This is a genomic window from Microbulbifer rhizosphaerae, from assembly GCF_014191725.1.
Classification (GTDB): domain Bacteria; phylum Pseudomonadota; class Gammaproteobacteria; order Pseudomonadales; family Cellvibrionaceae; genus Microbulbifer; species Microbulbifer rhizosphaerae.
Genome location: NZ_JACHWZ010000006.1, coordinates 156,098 through 177,744, shown reverse-complemented (window position 1 = coordinate 177,744; position 21,647 = coordinate 156,098). Strand labels below are relative to the sequence as shown.

25 protein-coding genes and 4 tRNA genes are annotated in these 21,647 nt (G+C 62.6%); 18 read left to right on the top strand and 11 right to left on the bottom strand.

From position 1 onward, the window contains the following. Positions 1 to 56: 56 nt before the first annotated feature. From mnmC1 to FHS09_RS08280, 4 genes are all read right to left on the bottom strand, one after another. On the bottom strand, positions 57 to 2,222 hold the full coding sequence (gene mnmC1 / locus FHS09_RS08295) for an FAD-dependent 5-carboxymethylaminomethyl-2-thiouridine(34) oxidoreductase MnmC1 (RefSeq protein WP_343057444.1): 2,166 nt from the start codon (positions 2,220 to 2,222) through the stop codon (positions 57 to 59). Then, positions 2,219 to 2,743 carry a flavodoxin FldB gene (fldB, locus tag FHS09_RS08290; protein ID WP_183458661.1) on the bottom strand — a complete coding sequence of 175 codons (525 nt, stop codon included), beginning with the start codon at positions 2,741 to 2,743 and terminating at the stop codon, positions 2,219 to 2,221. The genes mnmC1 and fldB overlap by 4 nt, the downstream gene beginning before the upstream one ends. Before the next feature lie 9 nt (positions 2,744 to 2,752). After that, positions 2,753 to 3,217: a tRNA (uridine(34)/cytosine(34)/5-carboxymethylaminomethyluridine(34)-2'-O)-methyltransferase TrmL gene (gene trmL / locus FHS09_RS08285; RefSeq protein WP_183458659.1), complete on the bottom strand. Its 465-nt coding sequence runs from the start codon at positions 3,215 to 3,217 to the stop codon at positions 2,753 to 2,755. A gap of 330 nt (positions 3,218 to 3,547) precedes the next feature. Further along, the gene (locus FHS09_RS08280; RefSeq protein ID WP_183458657.1) at positions 3,548 to 4,081 is read right to left on the bottom strand and encodes a glycine cleavage system transcriptional repressor; all 534 of its coding nucleotides are present in this window, start codon (positions 4,079 to 4,081) and stop codon (positions 3,548 to 3,550) included. 185 nt (positions 4,082 to 4,266) lie between these two features. Here FHS09_RS08280 and FHS09_RS08275 point away from each other — a divergent pair, with 185 nt between their 5' ends. Genes FHS09_RS08275 through FHS09_RS08265 form a run of 3 tightly spaced genes read left to right on the top strand, consistent with a single transcriptional unit; the run spans position 4,267 to position 6,013 of the window. After that, positions 4,267 to 5,076: a class I SAM-dependent methyltransferase gene (locus FHS09_RS08275; protein WP_221191867.1), complete on the top strand. Its 810-nt coding sequence runs from the start codon at positions 4,267 to 4,269 to the stop codon at positions 5,074 to 5,076. A 27-nt stretch (positions 5,077 to 5,103) separates the two neighbouring features. Next, a complete protein-coding gene (locus FHS09_RS08270; protein ID WP_343057443.1) occupies positions 5,104 to 5,370 on the top strand; it encodes a YheU family protein in 267 nt (88 codons plus the stop codon). Beyond that, positions 5,363 to 6,013 (top strand): alpha/beta family hydrolase, encoded by a 651-nt coding sequence (locus FHS09_RS08265; RefSeq protein ID WP_183458654.1) that lies wholly within the window; start codon positions 5,363 to 5,365, stop codon positions 6,011 to 6,013. The genes FHS09_RS08270 and FHS09_RS08265 overlap by 8 nt, the downstream gene beginning before the upstream one ends. Here the strand turns inward: FHS09_RS08265 and FHS09_RS08260 are convergent. Further along, on the bottom strand, positions 5,988 to 6,275 hold the full coding sequence (locus tag FHS09_RS08260) for an antibiotic biosynthesis monooxygenase family protein (protein ID WP_183458653.1): 288 nt from the start codon (positions 6,273 to 6,275) through the stop codon (positions 5,988 to 5,990). The genes FHS09_RS08265 and FHS09_RS08260 overlap by 26 nt on opposite strands. 126 nt (positions 6,276 to 6,401) lie before the next feature. Here FHS09_RS08260 and tusA point away from each other — a divergent pair, with 126 nt between their 5' ends. Next, positions 6,402 to 6,635 (top strand): sulfurtransferase TusA, encoded by a 234-nt coding sequence (gene tusA, locus FHS09_RS08255; RefSeq protein WP_183458651.1) that lies wholly within the window; start codon positions 6,402 to 6,404, stop codon positions 6,633 to 6,635. 142 nt (positions 6,636 to 6,777) lie between these two features. Here tusA and FHS09_RS08250 read toward each other — a convergent pair whose 3' ends face one another. Next, entirely contained in the window at positions 6,778 to 7,464 is a 687-nt protein-coding gene (locus tag FHS09_RS08250; protein ID WP_183458648.1) for a hypothetical protein, read from the bottom strand. 239 nt (positions 7,465 to 7,703) lie between these two features. Here FHS09_RS08250 and FHS09_RS08245 point away from each other — a divergent pair, with 239 nt between their 5' ends. Genes FHS09_RS08245 through FHS09_RS08225 form a run of 5 tightly spaced genes read left to right on the top strand, consistent with a single transcriptional unit; the run spans position 7,704 to position 12,391 of the window. Continuing rightward, the gene (locus FHS09_RS08245) at positions 7,704 to 8,270 is read left to right on the top strand and encodes an elongation factor P hydroxylase (RefSeq protein WP_221191866.1); all 567 of its coding nucleotides are present in this window, start codon (positions 7,704 to 7,706) and stop codon (positions 8,268 to 8,270) included. Beyond that, entirely contained in the window at positions 8,267 to 9,160 is an 894-nt protein-coding gene (locus tag FHS09_RS08240; RefSeq protein WP_183458646.1) for a 5'-3' exonuclease, read from the top strand. The genes FHS09_RS08245 and FHS09_RS08240 overlap by 4 nt, the downstream gene beginning before the upstream one ends. Beyond that, positions 9,157 to 10,329 carry a 4-phosphoerythronate dehydrogenase gene (locus FHS09_RS08235; RefSeq protein ID WP_343057442.1) on the top strand — a complete coding sequence of 391 codons (1,173 nt, stop codon included), beginning with the start codon at positions 9,157 to 9,159 and terminating at the stop codon, positions 10,327 to 10,329. Before FHS09_RS08240 ends, FHS09_RS08235 begins: the two co-directional genes overlap by 4 nt. Beyond that, positions 10,326 to 11,462 (top strand): NAD(+)/NADH kinase, encoded by a 1,137-nt coding sequence (locus FHS09_RS08230; RefSeq protein ID WP_183458644.1) that lies wholly within the window; start codon positions 10,326 to 10,328, stop codon positions 11,460 to 11,462. The genes FHS09_RS08235 and FHS09_RS08230 overlap by 4 nt, the downstream gene beginning before the upstream one ends. Beyond that, positions 11,462 to 12,391 carry a class I SAM-dependent methyltransferase gene (locus FHS09_RS08225; RefSeq protein WP_183458642.1) on the top strand — a complete coding sequence of 310 codons (930 nt, stop codon included), beginning with the start codon at positions 11,462 to 11,464 and terminating at the stop codon, positions 12,389 to 12,391. Before FHS09_RS08230 ends, FHS09_RS08225 begins: the two co-directional genes overlap by 1 nt. A gap of 91 nt (positions 12,392 to 12,482) precedes the next feature. Here the strand turns inward: FHS09_RS08225 and FHS09_RS08220 are convergent, their stop codons facing one another. Both FHS09_RS08220 and FHS09_RS08215 read right to left on the bottom strand, forming a co-directional pair. After that, positions 12,483 to 12,881, bottom strand: coding sequence for a hypothetical protein (locus tag FHS09_RS08220; RefSeq protein ID WP_183458640.1), 399 nt, complete (start codon positions 12,879 to 12,881; stop codon positions 12,483 to 12,485). Then, positions 12,878 to 14,095 (bottom strand): pyridoxal phosphate-dependent aminotransferase, encoded by a 1,218-nt coding sequence (locus FHS09_RS08215; protein WP_183458638.1) that lies wholly within the window; start codon positions 14,093 to 14,095, stop codon positions 12,878 to 12,880. The genes FHS09_RS08220 and FHS09_RS08215 overlap by 4 nt, the downstream gene beginning before the upstream one ends. Positions 14,096 to 14,253: 158 nt before the next feature. On the opposite strand from FHS09_RS08215, the gene msrB reads away from it, so the two are divergent. The 4 genes from msrB to FHS09_RS08195 all read left to right on the top strand — a co-directional run bounded on the left by msrB (position 14,254) and on the right by FHS09_RS08195 (position 15,712). Further along, positions 14,254 to 14,658: a peptide-methionine (R)-S-oxide reductase MsrB gene (gene msrB, locus FHS09_RS08210; RefSeq protein WP_183458636.1), complete on the top strand. Its 405-nt coding sequence runs from the start codon at positions 14,254 to 14,256 to the stop codon at positions 14,656 to 14,658. After that, positions 14,655 to 15,410, top strand: coding sequence for a DUF1499 domain-containing protein (locus FHS09_RS08205; RefSeq protein WP_183458634.1), 756 nt, complete (start codon positions 14,655 to 14,657; stop codon positions 15,408 to 15,410). Before msrB ends, FHS09_RS08205 begins: the two co-directional genes overlap by 4 nt. A 149-nt stretch (positions 15,411 to 15,559) precedes the next feature. Continuing rightward, positions 15,560 to 15,635: transfer RNA gene (locus FHS09_RS08200), tRNA-Glu, on the top strand. 1 nt (position 15,636) lies between these two features. Beyond that, positions 15,637 to 15,712, top strand: a tRNA-Gly gene (locus tag FHS09_RS08195). Between the two features lie 5 nt (positions 15,713 to 15,717). Here FHS09_RS08195 and FHS09_RS08190 read toward each other — a convergent pair. Further along, on the bottom strand, positions 15,718 to 15,993 hold the full coding sequence (locus FHS09_RS08190; RefSeq protein ID WP_183458632.1) for a hypothetical protein: 276 nt from the start codon (positions 15,991 to 15,993) through the stop codon (positions 15,718 to 15,720). Between the two features lie 71 nt (positions 15,994 to 16,064). Between FHS09_RS08190 and FHS09_RS08185 the strand changes: the two genes are divergently transcribed. The 5 genes from FHS09_RS08185 to queF all read left to right on the top strand — a co-directional run bounded on the left by FHS09_RS08185 (position 16,065) and on the right by queF (position 19,044). Further along, a tRNA-Glu gene (locus FHS09_RS08185) sits at positions 16,065 to 16,140 on the top strand. Positions 16,141 to 16,146: 6 nt separating this feature from the next. Beyond that, positions 16,147 to 16,222 (top strand) — tRNA-Gly (locus tag FHS09_RS08180). A gap of 198 nt (positions 16,223 to 16,420) precedes the next feature. Then, entirely contained in the window at positions 16,421 to 17,356 is a 936-nt protein-coding gene (locus FHS09_RS08175) for an ABC transporter ATP-binding protein (protein WP_183458630.1), read from the top strand. Beyond that, a complete protein-coding gene (locus tag FHS09_RS08170; RefSeq protein ID WP_183458628.1) occupies positions 17,356 to 18,129 on the top strand; it encodes an ABC transporter permease in 774 nt (257 codons plus the stop codon). The genes FHS09_RS08175 and FHS09_RS08170 overlap by 1 nt, the downstream gene beginning before the upstream one ends. 84 nt (positions 18,130 to 18,213) lie before the next feature. Next, positions 18,214 to 19,044, top strand: a complete 831-nt coding sequence (queF, locus tag FHS09_RS08165) for an NADPH-dependent 7-cyano-7-deazaguanine reductase QueF (RefSeq protein WP_183458626.1) — start codon at positions 18,214 to 18,216, stop codon at positions 19,042 to 19,044. 255 nt (positions 19,045 to 19,299) lie between these two features. Here queF and FHS09_RS08160 read toward each other — a convergent pair whose 3' ends face one another. Further along, positions 19,300 to 19,983: a response regulator gene (locus FHS09_RS08160; protein ID WP_183458624.1), complete on the bottom strand. Its 684-nt coding sequence runs from the start codon at positions 19,981 to 19,983 to the stop codon at positions 19,300 to 19,302. A 16-nt stretch (positions 19,984 to 19,999) separates the two neighbouring features. Beyond that, complete coding sequence (locus FHS09_RS08155; RefSeq protein ID WP_183458622.1) at positions 20,000 to 21,394, bottom strand: ATP-binding protein; 1,395 nt, start codon at positions 21,392 to 21,394, stop codon at positions 20,000 to 20,002. Between the last annotated feature and the right edge of the window lie 253 nt (positions 21,395 to 21,647).

The following is a 21,647-nucleotide window of genomic DNA, read 5'->3' as shown; positions in this document are numbered from 1 at the left end:
TCCACCACTCCGACCCACTATTGATCGCGGCCAACGGCCGCTCCTACAGGGGAAGTTCAATTTCCCTTCTTTTTGCCCAGGGCGCGAATGGCAAAGCGCGCCGGGTGCAGTGCCTTTACCAGATCGCAACTGACCGGCATCACTTCCCCGCACAGCCAGGCGGTGAGCACCTCCGCCGTCAGCGGCGCATAGGTGAATCCGCGGGAACCCAGTCCGCCGAGGACGAACAGGTTCCGCTGGTAGTCGGCGGTCTGCGCGATCAGCTGTTTGCGGTTTTTTCCCAGTGCCGCGTAGGTGTTGTTTAGTGATTCCCAGTCGGGCACAGGCCCGGTCACCGGCAGGTAATCGGGGGTGGCGGCGCGCACCGCGGCGCGGCCCTGCATCGGGCCGGTGGAAAACTCCCCGGCTATCTGTGGCAGCAGCTCGGCCAGGTTGGCCAGGTTTTCCCGGTGCTCCGATTCGCGCAATTCGGTCTGTGTTTCCTTTAACTTGAAAGTGGCACCGAAGGTGTGGCGGCCGTGAAAAGCGGGGGCCAGATAACCCTCGCCGCAGAGCACGGTTTCGAGCTTCTGCGACTGTTGGCCTGCGGCCGCGCTGGAAACCTGGCCGCGAATGGGGCGGAGGGGCAGGGGACTGGTTTGAGCAAACTGTGTCATACCGTTGGCGGTGCAGACAACCACCGCGTCTGCTGAAAATTCTTCGTTATCGATGTAGGAGCGGTCCGGCCGGGAGCGGTCCGGCCGGGAGCGGTCCGGCCGGGAGCGGCCGCTCCTACAGGTTTTCAGCAACCACCCGTTTTCTCGTTGCTGCAGTTCCTCGATTGCCGTATTGCAATGCAGTTCGATATTTTCGTGCCGCAGCAGCGTCGCGCAGACTTTTTGCGGTTCCAGCCAGCCGGCGGAGGGGAAATACAATCCGCCGAAATCCAGTGGCAGGCCGGCGATTCTGCCGGCTTCGACTGCGTCCACGGCCCGGGCCAGCTCCCCGGCCCGGTGAAAGTCGAGCCACGCGGCGACCTGCCGCTGCAACTCCCGCTCTTTGTCGCTCTGCGCCAGTTGCAGCAGGCCGCAGAAATGCGCCGCATCCGCGCAGTAATTGCGGTAGTAGCGCAGCGCGAACAGCAGCGCGTGGAGGTTGAAGTCGCCGTTGGGGCCGGGCTTGGGAGACAGTTTGGCGTAGAGGATGCCCTGGTCATTGCCGGAGGCCCCGCTGCCGGGCTCCGGGCCCTGCTCGAAAACCCTGACCTTCCGGCCGCGTTCCGCCAGGGCGCGGGCGGCGGTGGCGCCGGAGATGCCGGCGCCGATAACGGCGATGGTCTGCTGTGAGGACGGTTCGCGGCCAGCGGCCGCTCCCGGCCGGACCGCTCCCGGCCGGACCGCTCCTACAAGGGGGGGAACAGGCTGTAGGAGCGGCCGTTGGCCGCGATCGGACTCGCTGTCTGGCAAATGCCAGGGAGTGGAAGTAATTTCGGCAGGCCCGGTTTTTTCCAGTACACCCCGCAACATCTCCCGCTTGCGCCCGTAACCGGGTACCTTCTCCAGCCCAAAACCGGCGTCCTTCAATCCGCGCTTGACCAGGCCCGCGCAGGTAAAGGTGGCGAAAGTGGCTCCCGGTTTGCTGAGCGCGGCCATATTCCCGAACAGTTCCGGTGTCCACATGGCCGGATTCTTGGCCGGCGCGAAACCGTCCAGGAACCAGGCGTCGACAAGCCGGTCGCTGCGCTCGTCCTCCAGGCAGAGGGAGCGGAGCGCTGCGCTGGCCTCGCCGATCACCAGGGTCAGGCAGATACGCTCGAAGTGCAGCCGGTGCACACCGGCGGCGAGCAGGGGCGGGTAATCCCGCAACAACTGCCCGGCCAGCGGCTGAAGCTGCGGCCAGAGATCGAGGGCGCGTTGCAGGTCTGCGCTGTGGAGGGGGTATTTTTCCACCGAGATGAAATGCAGGCGGGCGCTTGTTGGCGCTGTGTCCAGCCACAGCTGCCAGGCGGCGAGGAAATTCAGGCCGGTGCCGAAGCCGGTTTCGCCGATGGTAAAAACGGCGCCTTTCGGCAGCTCCGCCCAGCGCTCGGGCAGCCGGTTCTGTTGCAGGAAGACGTAGCGGCTCTCTTCCAGGCCCTCTTGCGGAGAAGAGCTGCTGGAGAAGTAGATATCGTCAAAGGCGCGGGAAAGGGGCTGGCCGTCGTCGCGCCACTCGATATCCGCGTGAAGTTTGTCTTTGCTCACTGGCTCAAGCCGAACTCGCGCATCACCTGGGCACACCACTGGTCGATGCGCTCGTCGGAGAGCTCGAACTCGTTTTCCTCGTCCAGGGCCAGGCCGACAAACCGGCTGCCGTCCTCCGTCAGTCCCTTGGATTCCTCGAACTGGTAACCCTCCGCGGGCCAGTAGCCCACCGCCCGGGCGCCCAGGGTCACCACCTGCGCATGCAGGTAGCCGAGAGCGTCCTGGAACCACTGCGGATAGCCCTCCTGGTCGCCGAGGCCGAACAGGGCCGCTGTCTTGCCGTGCAGGTCGAGCAGGGCCAGCTCGTCCCAGCAGTTTTCCCAGTCCTCCTGCAGTTCGCCGTAATCCCAGGTGGGGATACCGAAAATCAGGAAGTCGTAGTTCTCCACTGCGGCGATATCGCCGTCGGCGATATTGTGCAGGTCCACCCACTCGGCGCCGAGGCGCTCGCGGATTTTCTCCGCGGCCATTTCTGTGTAGCAGGTGCTGGAGCCGTAAAAGAGTCCGATCGGTGCGTGCATGGTCAGTCTTTATTGCGCTTCGGGAAATCCCAGTTGCCGCCAGGCTTCGTAGACGACCACGGCGGCGGCGTTGGAGAGGTTGAGGCTGCGGCTGTCGGCGCGCATGGGGATGCGCAGTGTGTGCTCCGCGCCCACGCGGGCGAGGAATTCCGCCGGCAGGCCGCGGGTCTCGGGGCCGAAGACGATAACGTCGCCGGGCCGGTAATCTATTTCCGCGTGGTTCCGACGGCCCTTGGTGGACAGCGCCAGCACCCGCGCGGGTTGCTCCGCATCCACAAAGGCCTGCCAGTCCCGGTGGCGTTCCACACGGCTGTACTCGCGGTAATCCAGCCCGGCGCGGCGCAGCCGCTTGTCGTCCATGGCGAAGCCCAGCGGCTCAATCAGGTGCAGCTCGGCGCCGGTATTGGCGCAGAGGCGGATGATATTGCCGGTGTTTGGGGCGATTTCCGGTTGATAGAGGACGATTTTGAACATGGAGCCCTGAGCGCCTGTTTGGAATCTTGCACTGAGTTATCAGGCCGGGTGCGGGGCCTTTTTCCGGGACGTTGACTTGGGCCATCCATGGCCCTCGCCCTGCGGGCTCCTCCGGCGTCCAAAACGGCAATCCTGCCGCTTTGTCTGCGGCCAGGGATGGCCGTGGAGAGCGTACAGGGACGTATTTAAGGGGGGCGCCCAGCCCGTGTCCCGGAAAGAGGCACCGTACCCGGCCCCGGCACTGAGTATCGATGACTGAAGACTTCAAACAGGCTCTGATTTGGTGGCCAGGACGGGGAGTGGACCCCCCGTAAATCGGCGCGGATTATTTCACAGTTGCGGGGGCGAAGTCTCCTCGCAGTCGATCTCCACCCCCAGTTCGTCGGCGATCTCGTCCAGTTCGTCGCGCAGGCCGTCGAGATCCATATCCTCCGCCACGCCGATTGTGCATTCGGCGGTAAACAGCGGCTCGCCGCTGCCGGGCACACTGCTGCAGCCGGTTTCCAACTGCTCCATATTGATCTGGCGCGCGGCCAGGGCGCGGGAGATCTCCCGCACAATACCGGGGCGGTCGTTGCCCACCAGTTTCAGCTTCAGGATCTGGAGGGGGCCACCTGCCACCGCCAGCGACTCCTCGACCTGAATCCTGTAACCTTCATCGGCGAGAGCTTCCAGGGCTTCCCGCAGCCCCTGACAGGCGTCCGCGGGCACGCTGACGCGCAGGATACCGGCGAACTTGCCGGCGAAGTGCGCCATGCGGCTGTCCTCCCAGTTGCCGCCGTTTTCCGCCACCGCGGCGGAGAGTTTCTCGACTACGCCGGGCTTGTCATCGCTGATCAGGGAGATTACGAGATGCTGTTGCATGGGGTATTCCTTAGCTGCGGGGTGTGGTTACACTGTGCTGCATTGTAGCGACTGGCGCTTTACCTGATAACTCCATCGGGCTGCCTGAAACTGGGAACCCGTACCGACCGCACGCAGTCCCTGCAGGATAAGATCGACAGTGTGGAATCGAAGCTGGATTCATAATCAATAAAAACGGAGACTCTATGAAAATGCAAAAATGGCTGGGAGCACTACTGTGCTCCGCAATGATTGTCGGTACCGCTCAGGCCGCCAGCCTGAAATCAGCGGTCGGCGGTGACCACCGCACTCCCGCCTATGCGGAGAGGGACCAGTACCGCCACCCTGCGGAGACGTTGGAATTCCTGGGTATCGAACCGAATATGACAGTGGTGGAGATCTGGCCCGGCGGCGGCTGGTACACGGAAATTCTCGCCCCCTACCTGATGGAAAAGGGCACCTTCTACGCCGCTCACTTCCCCGCGGATACCAGCTCCGATTACTTTCGCAAATCCCGCACCGCCTTCGAGAAGAAAATTGCCGCCGATAAAAAGGTCTATGGCAGTATCCGGCTGACCGCCTTCGATCCCGCCGGCGGCAGCGAGATTGCGCCCGCCGGCAGCGCCGACGCGGTGCTCACCTTCCGCAATGTGCACAACTGGATGCGTGGCGACAACGAACAGAAAGCCTTCGAGACCTTCTTTGCCGCGCTGAAGCCCGGCGGTGTGCTGGGTGTGGTGGAGCACCGGACCAAGCCGGGCACCAGCCGCGAGGATATGATGAAGAGCGGCTATATGACCCAGGACTACGTGGTTGAACTGGCGAAGAAGGCCGGTTTTGAGTTGGAAGCCACCAGCGAGATCAACGCCAACCCGAAAGACACCGCCGATCACCCGAAAGGCGTGTGGACCCTGCCGCCGTCACTGCGCCTGGGCGACCAGGACAAGGACAAGTACCTGTCGATCGGCGAGAGCGATCGTATGACATTGCGTTTCCGCAAGCCCGCCGCTGAGTAATAGTGAGTGGCCGGTGGTTGGTGGATAGTGGTTAGAATAGCCATCTTTAGCCACTGCCACCCCACTACTATGAAGATTCCCTACCGACAACTGGACTCCGGCACCCTGCAGAACCTCCTCGAGGAATATGCCACCCGCGACGGCACCGACTACGGCGAACGGGAGGCGAGCCTGGAGGACAAGGTGACCAGCCTGCGCCGGCAGTTGCAGTCCGGCGAGGTGGTGATCTGGTTCGAGCCGGGGGAGGAATCGGTCAACCTGGTGCTGGCGCGGGACCTTCCCATAGATGACTGAAATGCTGGTCGACAGGCCGGAAGGGAAGGCCGCGGCGCGTTTCCTGTTCGCTCACGGCGCCGGCGCGCCCATGGACAGCGAATTTATGCAGGCGATTGCTGCCGGTCTCTGTGCACGGGGTATCGAGGTGCTGCGCTTCGAGTTCCCCTATATGGCCGAGCGCCGCAACGGCGGGGGCAAACGGCCGCCCAACAAAATGGAAGTGTTGCTGGACTGCTATCGGGAACAGATCCGTGAGCTGGCCACCGGCAGGGAGAGGCTTCCGCTGTTTATCGGCGGCAAGTCCCTCGGCGGGCGGGTGGCGAGTCTGCTGGCCGCGGAGGAGTATCAGCAGGGTCGCATCGGCGGACTGGTCTGCCTGGGCTATCCCTTCCATCCCCGAGGCAAGCCGGACAAGCTGCGCACCGAGCATCTCTATTCCCTGGATTGCCCGGCGCTGTTTGTGCAGGGAACCCGGGACCCCCTGGGCAATTTCGACGAGGTGGCCGCTTACCGGTTGCCGGATTCCATCCGTTTCGAGTGGCTGGCCGACGGCGATCACGATTTCAAATCGCGCCGTGCCAGTGGCTTTACCCGTGAGCAGCACTGGCGGGCGGCGGCTACTGCTGCTGCGGACTTTATTCTGCGTTTTCCAGGATCGTAATGCGCTCCTCGGCGGCCAGCAGGGGAGTCAGCAGTGTCATCTGGGCGCGGCGTTCCTCGCTGGTGTACCAGTGCTGCCAGTGCAGTGTCGACTGCCATTTGGAGAGGGTAAATCGGCGCAGCGGATTGTCCTGCGCGCGATAGGTATGCCCCTCGATAAATCCCACGGTGCGGTAGGCGCGGGTCAGCAGCTGGCGCGCCGTCTCCTCGTAGGTACTCTCCATATCCTCGGCAATTTCCCGCTCGATCAAGACGTAAATCATTTTCCACTCTTCTTGGCTTGGATTTGGAAATTTTAGCCGGACTACCGCTTCCGCAGATAGGCAAATTGGCCGCGCATAGCGGCAAATAAGATGACGGTGTTGGGAAAATCCCGGACAATGGCCCCCATGAAGTCAGATCATATATTGGATGCCCGCGGCCTCCTGTGCCCGGAGCCGGTCATGATGTTGCACACAGCGGTGCGCAAAGTGGGCCCCGGCGAGGTGCTGCAAATGATGGCCACCGATCCCTCCACCCAGCGGGACGTGCCCAAGTTCTGCCAGTTCCTCGGCTACGAACTGGTGCAGCACGCGGAGGAAAACGACGAGTTTATCTACTGGATCAAAAAGGCCGAGCCTTAGATACTTTGTTTCAGGCAGGCTTGCCCTGACTCGTCATACCGGCGCAGGCCGGTATCCAGCCTTGTGGCGCCTGGATATCGGCCTGCGCCGGTATGACGAAGAGCATGTGGGAGCGAACCTTGTATTCACCCCACAGCGTTAATCAGGGAGAAGTCACCAGCGCCGCAATGGCCGCCAGCGCTTCCGGGTCTTCGGATTTGATCTTGTTGGCGATATGGTGTTGGAAGAAATAGCGAAAACCCTCCGCCTCCTGTGCCGGATAGAGGCAGTGATCGCCTGGGAGCACCGGCGTGGTTTCCACATTGTCGTGGTCGATCAGCATGCCGTGAATATCGCCGTTGGCATACAACCGCCAGCTGACGACCTCGGTGAGCGTGAGATTTTCCCGCTGCGCGTCCATAAACACCCCGTGGGTGCCGATGGTATCGGGGATCTCCTGTATCACTTCCTCGGCCCGGCTGTTTTCAAACTCGAAATACTCCGCCGCCGTCTCCAATTCGACGATTTTGTGGATGGGAGCATCGTGGAAGATCTCCTCGATGCCTGGATCGTAGTAGCCTTCGAAGCGCCCGTCCAAGGGATCCTTGATGTCCGGGCAGGGGACGATGGCATTCAACCAGGGGACGAGGCCGACGACCTCGCCATTCGCTTTGAGGCCCCAGCACAGGATTTTCAGGCTGTAGAGGTCTGAGCCGCTGGAGCTGTTGGAGTAGAGCATTTCCAAGCCGTCTAGCTCCGGCGAAAGGCGGATGAAGCGCCTGCTCGCAGAAGTTTCGATCGGCTCGCCGGTGAAGAGGTCAACCACGTTGCTGACGCTGTGGTCGGTCATAGAGCACCTCCTTGCAGGGCCGGTTGTGGTGCAGGAGGGCGTTGAACTGCTTATTCCCCCCTGGGGAACCCGGGACCGGGTGGGGGCCTGTTCCAGGTTCCCTGTGACTAAAGGTATATGCTGGTTTACCGAAATACAACTCGCCTCTTAGATCGGTTGGTTATCGCTGGCCTAGCTTTTGATCACAATGGTGGCGCTGGTATAGTTTGCCCGCGCTGATTTCTACGCCGGAGCGAATCTTGCCAGCCCTATCCATTACCGAAGCGGAATACCCAGTCACGGAGCGTATTGCCGGGGTGTTCAACCGCTGTTTTGCCGCTGCGCTCAATACCCGCCTGTGCGGGGGCTTCGAGGAGCCCTACTACCGGCCGGCGGGAGCGGCGTGCCCGCACCATCGCATCGAGTTCACCCGGGACTACCCGGCCAGTGCCCTGCACGAGGCAGCCCACTGGTGCGTGGCCGGGGAGCGGCGGCGCCAGTTGCCGGACTACGGCTACTGGTACGCCCCGGACGGGCGCAGCGCCGAGCAGCAGCGGGAGTTCGAGCGGGCGGAAGTGAAGCCCCAGGCGCTGGAGTGGATCTTCGCCCGCGCCTGCGGCCTGCGGTTCCGCGCCAGCGCCGACAACCTGCACAGCGGCCTCGGCCCCAGCGACGCCTTCAAGGAGAGCATCTGGCGGCAGGTGCGGAGGTATTGCGAGGAGGGGATGAACAGCCGGGCCCGGGGATTCGCCCTGGCCCTGGCGCGGGAGTTCGGGCGGCCGGACCCGATGGACCCGCGGCACTACCAACTGGCGGAGCTGGCATGAGCGCCACCTATCTGATCGACGCCTCCGTCTATATCTTCCGCTACTATTTCGCCCTGCCGCCTAACTGGGTGAGTCGCTCCGGTTATGCCACCGAGGCGGTCTACGGCTTCAGCAACTTCCTGCTCGAACTGGTGGCGCGGCGTCCGACGGCAATCGCCTGCGCCTTCGACGAATCCCTGGGCAGCTGCTTTCGCAACGAACTCTACCCGGACTACAAGTGCAGCCGGGCCCTGCCGGACGAGGCTTTGGCTTTCCAACTGGCGGCCTGCCGGGAGATGGCGGAGGCCCTGGGCATCGCCAGCTTTGCGAGTTCGCGCTTTGAAGCGGACGATATCCTCGCCACATTGACCCGGATCTGCCGCGAGCAGCGTCCGGTGATCGTCAGCCGCGACAAGGACCTGGGCCAACTGCTGGCCAGAGGCGCCTCCACGCTTTGGGACTTCGCCGCGGACAAGCAGATGGGGGAGGCCGATATCCTGGCTAAATTCGGTGTGCGGCCGGGGCAGATCGCCGACTACCTGGCCCTGGTGGGCGACAGCAGCGACGATATTCCCGGCGTGCCCGGCATCGGGCGCAAGACCGCCGCACGCCTACTGGAGGCTTTCGGCGACGTGGAATCCCTGCTCGCCCGACCGCGGGAGGTGGCGGCGCTGCCCCTGCGCGGCGCCACCGGTATCGCAGCGCGGCTTGAGGAACACGCGGCACAGATCCGGCTGGCCCGGCGCCTGGCCAGCTTGGAAGAATATGTACCGCTGGATATCGGCGCAGGGGCGCTGGTGTGGAAGCAGCCGGATATCGGGTTGGCCTGCGCCCTGGCGGAGGAATTCGGTATCGGCGGCCTGAATGGCAAAATCCGGCGCCTGGCGTCAGTGGAAATGGAGGCGGTGTGAGCGGACTGAAGATAGTCGCCGATGAGAATATCCCGGCGCTGGAGGAAACCTTCTCCGACCTGGGCGAGACAGTGCGCGTCCCCGGGCGCGGCCTGGAGCGCGGGCAGTTAAAGGATGCGGATATCCTGCTGGTACGCTCCGTCACCCGGGTGGACGAGGCGCTGTTGGCCGGCACCCCGGTGCGCTTCGTGGGCAGTTGCACCATCGGCACCGATCACCTGGATACGGACTGGCTGGAAGCCCAGGGCATCGCCTGGAGCGCCGCCCCCGGGTGCAATGCCAATTCGGTGGTGGAATACGTCTTCTGCGCGCTGGCGGCGCTGGGGGTCGACTGGGCGCCGCGGCTCAATAATAAAGAGGGGCGCCGCTTCGGCATCGTCGGCTGCGGCAATGTGGGTGGCCTGCTGCAGCGGCGCCTGCACGCGCTGGGCATCCCCTGCGCCGTCTACGATCCCTGGCTGCCGGACAATCCCGACAGTGCGGACCTGGAAACCGTACTGCGCCAGGAGGTGATCTGCCTGCACGCACCGCTGGTCAAAGGCGGTCCCCATCCCAGCCTGCACCTGATCGGCGCCGAACAGCTGGCGCAAATCGGGCAGGACGCGGCGTTGATCAGCGCCGGCCGCGGCGCGGTGGTGGACAATCGCGCACTGCTGCGGGAACTGCGGCGCGGCAAGCGCTTCCGGACGGTGCTGGACGTCTGGGAAAACGAGCCGGATATCCATACCGAATTGCTGGAGCTGGTGGATATCGGCACGCCGCATATCGCCGGGTACAGCCTGGATGGCAAGCTGGCGGGGACGCGGATGGTGCGGGAGGCGTTGGATCGGTCTGGCCTCGGTGTTGGGGAGCCTCTCCCTCCTGTAGGAGCGGCCGCTGGCCGCGATCGATGCAGCGAGAAGTTGCAAGTCCGATCGCGGCCAACGGCCGCTCCTACAGGGGTAGTCATCCACTCCCGGGTCGAGAACCTCCTGCTGCAAATCTACGACCCCCGCGCCGACGACCGCCGCCTGCGCGCCGCGGCACAGGGTGATCTGCCGATGGCGAAAGCCTTCGACCAACTGCGCCGGGAATACCCGGAGCGGCTGGAATTCTCCCACTACCGAATCGAAGATTCCGCCCTCAGCGAAGACGAACGGCGCCAACTGGCGATACTGGGGCTGCAGTGAAACTCAAGAGACTCGGACTGATCATCAACCCCTGGGCCGGTGTCGGCGGTCCGGCGGGGCTCAAGGGCAGCGACGGGGCGGAAACCGTCGAGCAGGCCCTGGACGCCGGCGCCGAGCCCCAGGCGCAGAAGCGCGCAGCGACAGCGCTGGAGGCCCTGCAGCCTTTCCGCGGTCAACTGGAAATCCTCTGCTTCTCCGGTGTCATGGGTGAAACGGTAGCCCGGGACCTGGGCTTTCAGCTCACCGTATTGGGCGGAGCCGAATCCGATCCCTCCACTGCGACCGACAGCGAGCGCGCCGCGCGGGCGATCCGCGACGCCGGTGCGGACCTGATTATCTTCGCCGGCGGCGACGGCACCGCGCGCAATATGGTCAACGCCCTGGGCAGCGATTTTCCGGTGCTGGGTATTCCCGCCGGGGTGAAGATGCACTCCGCCTGCTTCGCGATTTCCCCGAGTGCCGGCGGCGAGGTGTTGCGGCGGCTGATGGCCGGGGAACTGGTGGACCTGCAGGAGCGGGAAGTGCGCGATATCGACGAGAAATCCTTCCGCGAGGGCCGGGTGAGCACCCGCTACTACGGCGAATTGCTGGCGCCGGAAGAGGGACATTTCCTGCAGGCGGTGAAAAATGCCGGCCGCGAGGTGGAGGAGCTGGCGGTGGCGGATATCGCCGCGGAGGTGGTGGAGGAGCTGGATCCGGACACCCTCACTATCGTTGGTCCCGGCTCCACGACCCTGGCGGTACTCGGGGAACTGGGCTGCGAGGGCACCCTGCTGGGGGTGGACCTGCTGCGCGGGGGCGAGGTGATTGCCGCGGATGTGAGCGCGGCGGATATCGAGAAGGCGCTCGCCGAACACGGTGGTCCGGCAAAAATCATCCTCACCGCCATCGGCGGCCAGGGCCACCTGATCGGCCGCGGCAACCAGCAATTCTCCCCCGCGGTACTGCGCGCGGTGGGCAGGGACAATCTGGTGGCGGTGGCCACTAAGACCAAGATTACCGAACTGAATGGCCGCCCGTTGTTGATCGACAGTGGCGACGCGGCTCTGGACGAGAGCTGGAGCGGCTTTATCCGCGTGATCACCGGTTACCGGGATGCGATTCTCTACCCGCTCAGCAATGGGGAGCTGTAATGAATTGGGGACTATTGCTGGAAGAAGTGGGAGCAAAGCTGGCGGAGGCGGGCGCGGACAGCCGGCGCCTGTTTCACGGCCGCGGCCGTTGTTATCCGGGGCTGGAGCAGGTTTGCGTGGACAGCTTTTCCCCGGCGCTGCTGGTTACCTTTTTCGAAGAACAGGAGAGGGAGGCGGAGCTGTGCGAGCAGCTCTGGCAACTGGCTGAGCCCCGCGGCTATCTCGGCCTGGCAACGCAGCGACGCTACCTGCCGGGCGCACCGGTGGACTGGCCCTGTGGCCAGCCGGTGGTGGAACCGGTGGCGCGCCGCGGCGATCTCAAATTTCCGCTGACCTTCGCGCGGCAGAATGTGGGCTTTTTCCTCGATATCGAGCCCGGGCGCCGCTGGCTGGAGCAGCGGATACGGGAGCGCGTCGGCGGGGAAGGCGGCCTCAAACTGCTCAACCTGTTCGCCTTCACCTGCGCCTTTTCCGCGGTGGCGCGTGCCGCCGGCGAAGTGGAGGTGGTGAATATCGACGTGAATCGCGGCGTGCTCAAGCGCGGCCGGGAAAATCACCTGTTCAACAAGCTGCCTTTGAAGGGGATCAAATTTCTGCAGTTGGATGCCCTGCGTGATTTCAACCGCTTCGACCGCCGCGGTCCCTTCCAACTGGCGGTCGTCGATCCGCCCACACGGCAGAAGGGCCGCTTCGACGTGAGCGAGAATTACGAAAAACTATTGAAGCAACTGCCTGGTTGCCTGGCGCAGGAGGCGGACCTGCTGGTGGTGCTCAACTCGCCCCGCCACAGCGAAGCGCATTTCCGCGAGTTGATCGGGCGGGCGGACAGCCGCTATGAGGTGGTGGAGCGCCTGCCGCAGAATCCGGATTTTTCCGACAGCGACCCGGATGCGGCTTTGAAGATGCTGCACGTCAAATTCCGCAAATAACCCTCCCCGGCACTTTACTTTGTAGGAGCGGCCGCTGGCCGCGATCGGCGGTGGTTATATATTCTGGGCTGATCGCGGCCAGCGGCCGCTCCTACAGGGTGTGAAACTCCCGCATCAAATGCTCCATCAGTTCCTGCAACTGCGGCGAGGAACCGTTGCGCACGGTAGTGTGCAGCAACTGTGCATTACTCTGGCCGCCGCCGTCCTGGCTGACCAGCAGCAAAAATCCCCGGTGGCTCAGCACCGCTTCCTCCACCGCCTCCTGGCGCACCAACTGGGAGAAGTGGATATACCCGTACTGCTTCAGCCAGCTGAGCGCCCCGAGGCAGGCCAGGTGACGGGGGGAGTGCAGCCCGAACTCGTCGGGGGCGTCCGGGCCGGCGATGTCCTCCACATAGACGGTGGCCGGGGCGGGGAACTGGTTGTACAGCGCCAGCAGTATCCGCCCGGCATCCTTGTAGAAGTCGTGGATATGCAGATCGTCCATCATCGGGCTGAGTAGCGCTCCAGGAATTCCCCCAGGCGGCCGATGGCGTGGGACAGGTCGTCGACCCGGGGCAGGAAGACGATGCGCAGGTGGTCCGGTGCGTCCCAGTGGAAGGCGCTGCCCTGCACCAACAGGATTTTTTCCTGGCGCAGGAATTCCAGCACGAAGTGTTCGTCGTCGTCGATGCGGTGCCTGTCCAGGTGCAGTTTCGGGAACAGGTAAATGGCCCCGCTGGGTTTGACGCAGCTGACCCCGGGGATATCGTTCAGCATTTGGCAGGCCAGGTCCCGCTGCTCTCGCAGGCGGCCGCCGGGGAGCACCAGGTCCCTGATGCTCTGGTAGCCGCCGAGGGCCGTCTGCACCGCGAACATCGCCGGTACATTGCCGCACAGGCGCATGGAGGAGAGGATATCCATGCCCTCCACGAAGCCGCGGGCGCGGTGCTTGGCGCCGCTGACAATCATCCAGCCGGAGCGGAAGCCCGCCAGCCGGTAGGACTTGGAGAGACCGTTGAAGCTCAGGCAGAGCACATCCTCCGCCAGTTTGGCCATGGGGGTGAACTCCGCGTCGTCGTAGAGGATCTTGCTGTAGATCTCGTCGGCGAAGATCACCAGGTCGTGCACCCGTGCGAGTTCTACAATTTCCTCCAGCAGCGCGCGGGGATACACGGCGCCGGTGGGATTGTTGGGATTGATGACCACGATGCCGCGGGTGCGCGGGGTGATCTTGGCCTTGATATCGTCGATATCCGGCAGCCAGTCAGCCTGCTCGTCGCAGTGGTAGAGTACCGGGTGTGCGCCGGTGAGGTTGGTGGCGGCCATCCACAGGGGATAGTTGGGCATCGGCAGCAGCAGTTCGTCGCCGTTGTTGAGCAGTGCCTGGGTGGCCATGGAGATCAGCTCGGAGACGCCGTTGCCGAGGTAGATATCGTCGATATCCACACCCTCGATGCCCAGGGTCTGGCACTCCTGCATAATGGCCTTGCGCGCGGCGAACAGGCCCTTGGATTCCACGTAGCCCTGGGCCCGGGACAGGTTGTGGATCACATCCTGGATAATCTCATCCGGGGCGTTGAAACCGAAGGGGGCCGGATTGCCGATATTCAGCTTGAAGATGCGGTGGCCCTCCTCCTCCATGCGGTAGGCCGCCTCCATGACCGGGCCGCGGATTTCGTAACAGACGCCGTGCAGCTTTTCCGATTTGAGAATGTCCTTCATAGTGGCTGTGATATTCCTGGGCACTACTTTGTAGGAGCGGGGGGGGGGGGGGGGGGGGGGGGGGGGGGGGGGGGGGGCGGGGGGGGGGGGCCCCCCCCCCCCCCCCCCCCCCCCCCCCCCCCCCGCTCCTACAGGTGGGGTTAAATAGAGGGAGGAGTATGTCAAAAGAGAAAGGCGATAACTACTGGCGCGACAAGCTTTCACCGGAAGAATTTCAGGTGTGTCGCGAGGCCGGCACCGAGCGGCCATTTTCCGGCGAGTACTGGGATCTCTTCGAGGACGGCAGCTATCGCTGCCGCTGTTGCGGCGAGGTGTTGTTCGAGTCCGAATCCAAGTTCGATGCCGGTTGCGGCTGGCCCAGTTTCGACGCGGAAGCCCGCCAGGGCGTGGTGGAAGAGCGGGTGGACAACACCCTGGGAATGCAGCGCACGGAAATCGTCTGTGCCAACTGCGGCTGCCATCTGGGGCATGTATTTCCAGACGGCCCCACAGAGACGGGATTGCGTTACTGTGTGAACTCGCTATCGGTGAAATTCGACCCCGATCAGGGAGAGGAAACATGACAGAGGGACACTGGAGCCGCTGGCTGGTGGGCATTCAGGTGCTGCTGCTGACGATCATCCTTCTTGCGGGCCTGGCCCTGCGCCTGGAACTGGTGCACTTCCGCCTGGTGTTCCAGGTATTCAGGTACGCCGGCCTGGCGGCCCTGGCGGTGGCGCTGCTGTGCATGCCGGTGTTTATCTGGGGGCTGGTAAAGCGCCACCCGGAGAGTCGCCGCGCGGCGCTCTGGGGTGTGGTGCTGGGGCTGTTGCCGGTGGCGGTGCCGCTGCTCACCGTGGGCAAGAACAACTTCGACGTGCCGCCCATCCACGATATCACCACCGATACCAGGGACCCGCCCCGGTATGAAATGGTGCCGTCCCTGCGCGAGGAGGGCGACAACAGTGCCGAATACGCCGGGCAGCCGGTGGCGGACCAGCAGCGCGAGGCGGATATCTATTCAGATATCCAGCCGCTGCAACTGGCCCTGCCGGTGGAACAGGCCACCCAGCTGGTGGCTGACGTAGCCGGAGATATGGGCTGGCGGGTGGTGGCACAGGACAACCGTCGCGGCCACCTGGAAGCGGTGGACAGGACCCCATTGCTGGGATTCAAGGACGATATAGTGGTACGGGTACGGGCGGAAGGAGAGGGCAGCCGGGTGGATGTGCGCTCCAGCTCCCGTGTGGGCAAGAGCGACCTGGGGACCAACGCCAGGCGCATTCGGGAGTTTCTTTCGGAGGTGGAGGCCCGGGGCAAATCCCAGGCCGGGTGAAGCGGGTAAGTGCCTGACTTAGAAAGAAAAAAATACAGCAAAAGTTATCCCGCGGGTGTTGACAGCCCCCGGGGTGCTACATAGAATGCGCCCCACTTCTGACGCAGTGCTGATCTTTGAGACGCCAGCGGGCGGCAGAGGAGTTCCGGGTCCCCTTCGTCTAGAGGCCTAGGACACCGCCCTTTCACGGCGGTAACAGGGGTTCGACTCCCCTAGGGGACGCCACGCGGGAATAGCTCAGTTGGTAGAGCGCAACCTTGCCAAGGTTGAGGTCGCCGGTTCGAACCCGGTTTCCCGCTCCATTTACCTACGTTTTGTTAAAAAACATCCATGTTTTTAACAAAACGTCGCAGCGAAAAAGCTGGCGCACAAAATCGCCGGGAGCGATTTTGGTCAGCCGTAGGCTGACCCGCAGGGCAAAGCCCAGGACGGGTTTTGCAAAAATGTGATTTTGCTGGTTTTTCGCTGCTCGCGCCGGCAAGCCGGCGGCGGTGTATCTGACCGCCATGGATGGCGGAATGCCGCCCAGCGAAAATGCCGATTTTGCAGGAGCAAAAATCGGCCATGCACCGCAGGGTGCCACTGAGATATCTAGTGGCGATGCCACCGGCAGTGTGGCAGCATTGGTTCTGAAGGGCCAAGTGCAAGTTTTCTGTCCCCATCGTCTAGAGGCCTAGGACACCGCCCTTTCACGGCGGTAACAGGGGTTCGACTCCCCTTGGGGATGCCATTTAAGGCGGGAATAGCTCAGTTGGTAGAGCGCAACCTTGCCAAGGTTGAGGTCGCCGGTTCGAGCCCGGTTTCCCGCTCCAAATAAAAAAGCCGCTCAATCGAGCGGCTTTTTTTTCGTGTTCGATTTACTCGATTTGGGCAGTGTCCCCCCTGTAGGAGCGGCCGTTGGCCGCGATCGGAGTAAGGGGAGCTGAAGTCCCGGTTCGTCCGCAAACTTTGTCCGGTTGAAATATACCGGCCATGGGCGTTGAATAGGCGCTCGTTTCCAGGAGGCAGTAATGACAGCCGCGCTCTCCATCCGCAATCTGCAAAAAACCTACGACAATGGCTTTCGGGCGCTGAACGGCATCAGCTTCGACGTGCAGCCGGGGGACTTTTTCGCTCTGCTGGGCCCCAATGGCGCCGGCAAGTCCACCACCATCGGCATTATCTGTTCGCTGGTGCGCAAGACCGCGGGCCAGGTGTCTATCTTCGGTATCGATATCGACGAGAATTTCCCCGCGGCCAAGCAGATGCTGGGCGTGGTGCCGCAGGAGTTCAATTTCAGCCAGTTCGAGAAGGTCTACGATATCGTCGTTACCCAGGGCGGTTTCTACGGCATGCCGCGCAAGCTGGCGGAGGAGCGCACGGAAAAATATCTCAAGCAGCTGGGGCTGTGGGACAAACGCGGCACCCAGGCGCGTATGCTTTCCGGCGGCATGAAGCGCCGGCTGATGATCGCGCGGGCGCTGATTCACGAGCCCAAACTGCTGATTCTCGACGAACCCACCGCCGGAGTGGATATCGAACTGCGCCGCTCCATGTGGACTTTTTTACAGGAGATCAACCGGGAGGGTACAACGATTATCCTCACCACCCACTACCTGGAGGAGGCGGAAAGCCTGTGCCGCAATATCGCCATTATCGACAAGGGCGATATCGTGGAGAACACCTCGATCAAATCGTTGCTGAAAACCCTGAATAAGGAAGTCTTTATTCTCGATTCCCGCGATACCCTGGATGAGTGCCCGGACCTGAAAGGCTTCGAGGGGCGCCTGCTAGACGACCATAGCCTGGAGGTGACGGTGGAGAAGGGCCAGTCGCTTACCGAGCTGTTCGCCGCACTCGGGGAGCAGGGCATCAGCATCGTCAGTATGCGCAACCGCGCCAACCGCCTGGAGGAGTTGTTTGTCTCCCTGCTCGCGGAAAACAAGCAGCTTGAGGGGGAAGAGTAGTGAACAGCAACGCCGTCTGGACTTCCTTTTCGACCATCATCCGACGGGAGGTGCGCCGCTTTATGCGCATCTGGCCGCAGACCCTGGTGCCGCCGGTGATCACTATGTCGCTCTACTTCGTGATCTTCGGCTCGTTGATCGGCAGCCGCATCGGTGAGATGGGCGGCTATTCCTATATGGAGTTTGTGGTGCCGGGCCTGATCATGATGGCGGTGATCACCAACTCCTACGCCAATGTGGTGTCCTCCTTCTACAGCGCCAAATTCCAGCGCAACGTGGAGGAGCTGCTGGTTTCGCCCACCCCGAACTGGGTGATCCTGGCCGGATATGTGCTGGGGAGCGTCACCCGGGGCCTGATCGTGGGGCTGGTGGTAACACTGATCGCACTATCTTTTACCTCGCTGAGCGTGCAGCATATCGGTATCACCATCGCCATCGTGCTGCTGACGGCGGTACTGTTTTCCCTGGCGGGGTTTATCAACGCCATCTTCGCCAACAGTTTTGACGATATCTCCATTATCCCGACCTTTGTGCTGACGCCGCTGACCTATCTCGGCGGGGTTTTCTATTCCATAGAGTTGCTGTCACCTTTCTGGCAGGGGCTGTCCAAGCTCAACCCGATCTTGTATATGGTCAACGCTTTTCGCTACGGCGTGCTGGGCGTGTCCGACATCAATGTGGTCTGGGCTTTTGCCGGTGTACTCTCATTTATCGTCCTGCTGTTTGCCTGGGGGCTGCACCTGATGACCCATGGCAAGCGCTTGCGACATTAACTTTTTCGCCTGCAAGCAGGCTCCTACAAGGTGCTCTGTAGGAGCCTGCTTGCAGGCGAAAAACCACGGAGTTCAAGAAATCCTATGAACCGTGAAGACTGGAAAGACCTTCCTCTCGGCCGGGCAACCCGCTACGAGTCCACCTACAACCCGCAGCTGCTGCACCCCATCAATCGCTCGATCTCCCGCGCGCACCTCGGGCTGGGCGACAGCGAGCTGCCGTTCTGCGGCGTGGACGAGTGGTGGGGCTTCGAACTCTCCTGGCTCGATCCCAAAGGAAAGCCACAGGTGGCCGTCGGACGCTTTACCTTCCCCGCGCAGAGCCCGGCGATGGTGGAATCCAAGTCGTTCAAACTGTACCTGAACTCGTTCAACCAGACACCGTTCGACTCCTGGAATGTGGTGCAGGAAATTCTGGCAAAGGACCTGAGTGCCGTTTCCGGCGCCGAGGTGTCAGTGGCGCTGTACCAGGTGGAGGAAACTGCACTGGCGGTGGAAAAACCCCAGGGCTTTTGTCTCGACCAACTGGATATCGCCATTCACCACTACCAGCCCGACGCGGCGCTGCTGAATCTGGAGGAGAGCCGCGGCCAGGTGAGCGAAACCCTCTACAGCCACCTTCTGCGCAGCAACTGCCCGGTTACCGGCCAGCCGGACTGGGCAACGGTCTGCGTGGAGTACAAAGGCACCGCCCTGGACCGGGAAGCGCTGCTGGCCTATATCATTTCCTTCCGCGAGCACCAGGACTTCCACGAGCACTGCGTGGAACGGATCTTCTGCGACCTGCAGCGACTGACCAGTTTCAAGGAGTTGACCGTCTGTGCGCGCTATACGCGCAGGGGAGGGCTGGATATCAACCCGTTGCGCAGCACTCTCCCGGACAAAAAGCTGCCGCCAAGATTTAGCCGTCAGTAAGTGAAAAGGTAAGTGTCACACTGGAATAAACCCTGAAAGCCGGCTGTCCGTGCGCCCGGCGACCGCCGTCGGGCGCATGGGCAGTAGCTTTTCTGTTCTTTAGGCACCTCTAAAATCCGCTTCGTAGGGTGCGCCGTGCGCACCGATACCGCCAGAGCCCGCACTAGGGCGGGTTGGCGCGCACGGCGCACCCTACGCTGGTTGGGAAATTGGCACAGCTCCGCTGTGCCGCATCCTGCAGAAATCATCCACTGCTCAATCTTCCCACTTGTATCCCATCGCATAAATGGAGTGAATCAACTCCAGCTCCGGCACCACGCTGGCGATTTTCTTGCGGATGGACTTGATATGGGTATCGATGCTGCGCTCGGTCACGGCGCGGTAGTCGCTGTAGGCCAGGTCCAGTAACTGGCTGCGGGTGTAGATGCGCCCCTTGTGGTCGTAGAGCGGGCGGAGAATGCGGTATTCCGTAGCGGTCAACTCCACCGGCCGACCCATTAGCAGTAGGCGATTGTCGTTTTCCAGCAACTGTGCCGGGGGCTCGCCCACCTCCGGGCTCTGGCCTTCAAACTTTATCCGCCGCAGCAGTGCCGCCACCCGGGCGGCGACGTTTTTCAGGTTGAACGGCTTGCAGATATAGTCGTCTGCGCCCAGCTCCAACCCCAGCAACTGGTCCACTTCCTCCACTCTGGCGGTGAGCATGATGATGGGCATGGTAGAGCGCTCGCGCACCGCGCGGCACACTTCCATACCGTCCATGCCCGGCAGCATCACATCCAGCAGCATCACGTCGGCGTGGTTGTTTTTTAGCCAGTCCAGCACCAGGTCGCCGCGGTCCAGCAGAGTGCACTTGTAGCCCTGGGCCTGCAGGAAATTTTTCAGCAGCCGGGCCACCTTGGCCTCGTCCTCGACGATCAGCAGTCGTGCGCCTTCAGTCATAAACTCTTCTCCCCTGTCAGGTCATCAGCGGCAGACGGCAGGTGATCGCCAGGCCGCCCAGCTTGCTATGTCCGGCTTCAATGACGCCGTTCTGTGCCTCGACGATACTTTTGCAGATGGACAGCCCCAGGCCCGATCCGCCCGTTGCACGGTTGCGCGAACCCTCGACCCGGTACAGCCGCTCGAACAGTTTCGGCAGGCTCTCCGCCGGCACGCCGGGGGCGCTGTCCTGCCAGCACAGAACCAGTTCCCGTTCGTCCTGATGCAGCGAGAGCTGCACCTTGCCGCCTGCATCCGTGTAGCGCCGGCTGTTCTGCAGCAGGTTGTCCAGCAGTTGCTTGAGACGGCCTTTGTCGGCAAACAGACTGAGTTTTTCATCGAGTTCAATATCCGGTTCCAGGCTGAGACCGTGGGGGACCAACTTGCTTTTAGCCTTGTGTGCATAGTCCTCGAAGAAGCGCCGCACCGGTATGCGTTCGCGCTGGAAAGAGAGGCCACCCAGGTCCGATTGGGTCAGCGTGCGCAGATCGTTGATCAGGGTATTCAACTGATGGATCTCCTCGCCCATGGACTCGAGCATGTCGTCGGAGGAGCCCTGGATACCGTATTGGGCCGACTCCACCTCGGCGCTCAGTACCGTTAGCGGCGTGCGCAGCTCGTGGGCGATATCGCTGATCCAGCGCTGTCGCGCCTGCTGGTTCTGCTGCAGGGCGTTGGCGAGGAAATTCACATCCTCCGCGAGCACGGCGATTTCGTCCTCGCCGTAGATCCTGGCCCTCTGGCTGAAGTCGCCGCCGGCCAGGTTGTGCACCTTTTCCGAGAGATGGTGCACCGGTTTCAGCAGCCGCCGGGCCAGCAGCAGTGCTGCGGCCAGCGCCAGCAGTGTTGCCACCAGCGCGCCGGCGACCATGGTCCAGAGGGCGGCGCCGGTAAATCCGGCCTCCACTGTGCGGCGCAGTTCGCGCCCGGCCGGGAAACCCAGGTAGCCGACAACCTCGCCATGGGCTCTCACCGGCACCATGGGAAACTGCAGTTCGGGCGGGAAGGGGCCGCCCGGGTTCAGTACCCGCTCATCGGCGTCCAGCAGGCGGATATTGGGGAAGGGCGGTGGCCTCCGCCCCCGGCGTCTTTCCGGGGGGCCCGCAAAACGATAGGCCTCCCGAGGCTGCCCCGGGAACAGGCTGCGCAGCCAGCGGTCGTCGGCCAGCAGCGCGTCCCATCCCCGGTGGATTTCGTAGAGGCTGCCGACCCGGCCGGCGAAACTGTCGAGGTGGCGGCGATGGAGCTGTTCGGTGATACCGGCGAGACCGGAGCGCACCGCAAAGTAGCCACTGGCATAGATGGCCGCGGCGGCAATCAGGGTTACCCCGATTATCGTCGCCATCAGTTTGTGGGAGATTTTCTTGAGCATAGGAGGTGGCCAGTATGTGGAGCACTATAAGGTTGTGACGTCTTCCACCAGCCTGAACTGCTGGTCCCGGCGGGCCACGGAAGTGATTTTGCCTTTTGTCACCCGGATGAAAAAGGCGCCTTATTACCAATCCTCAAATTTTCCTCAAATTTGCCTGATAGCCTCTACAAAAATGTAAACCTGTACGAGGAATGGGCTATGTCCTGGGAAGATTGGTATAAAAAATCGCCGTTCTGTACCTGCTGGTACCCTG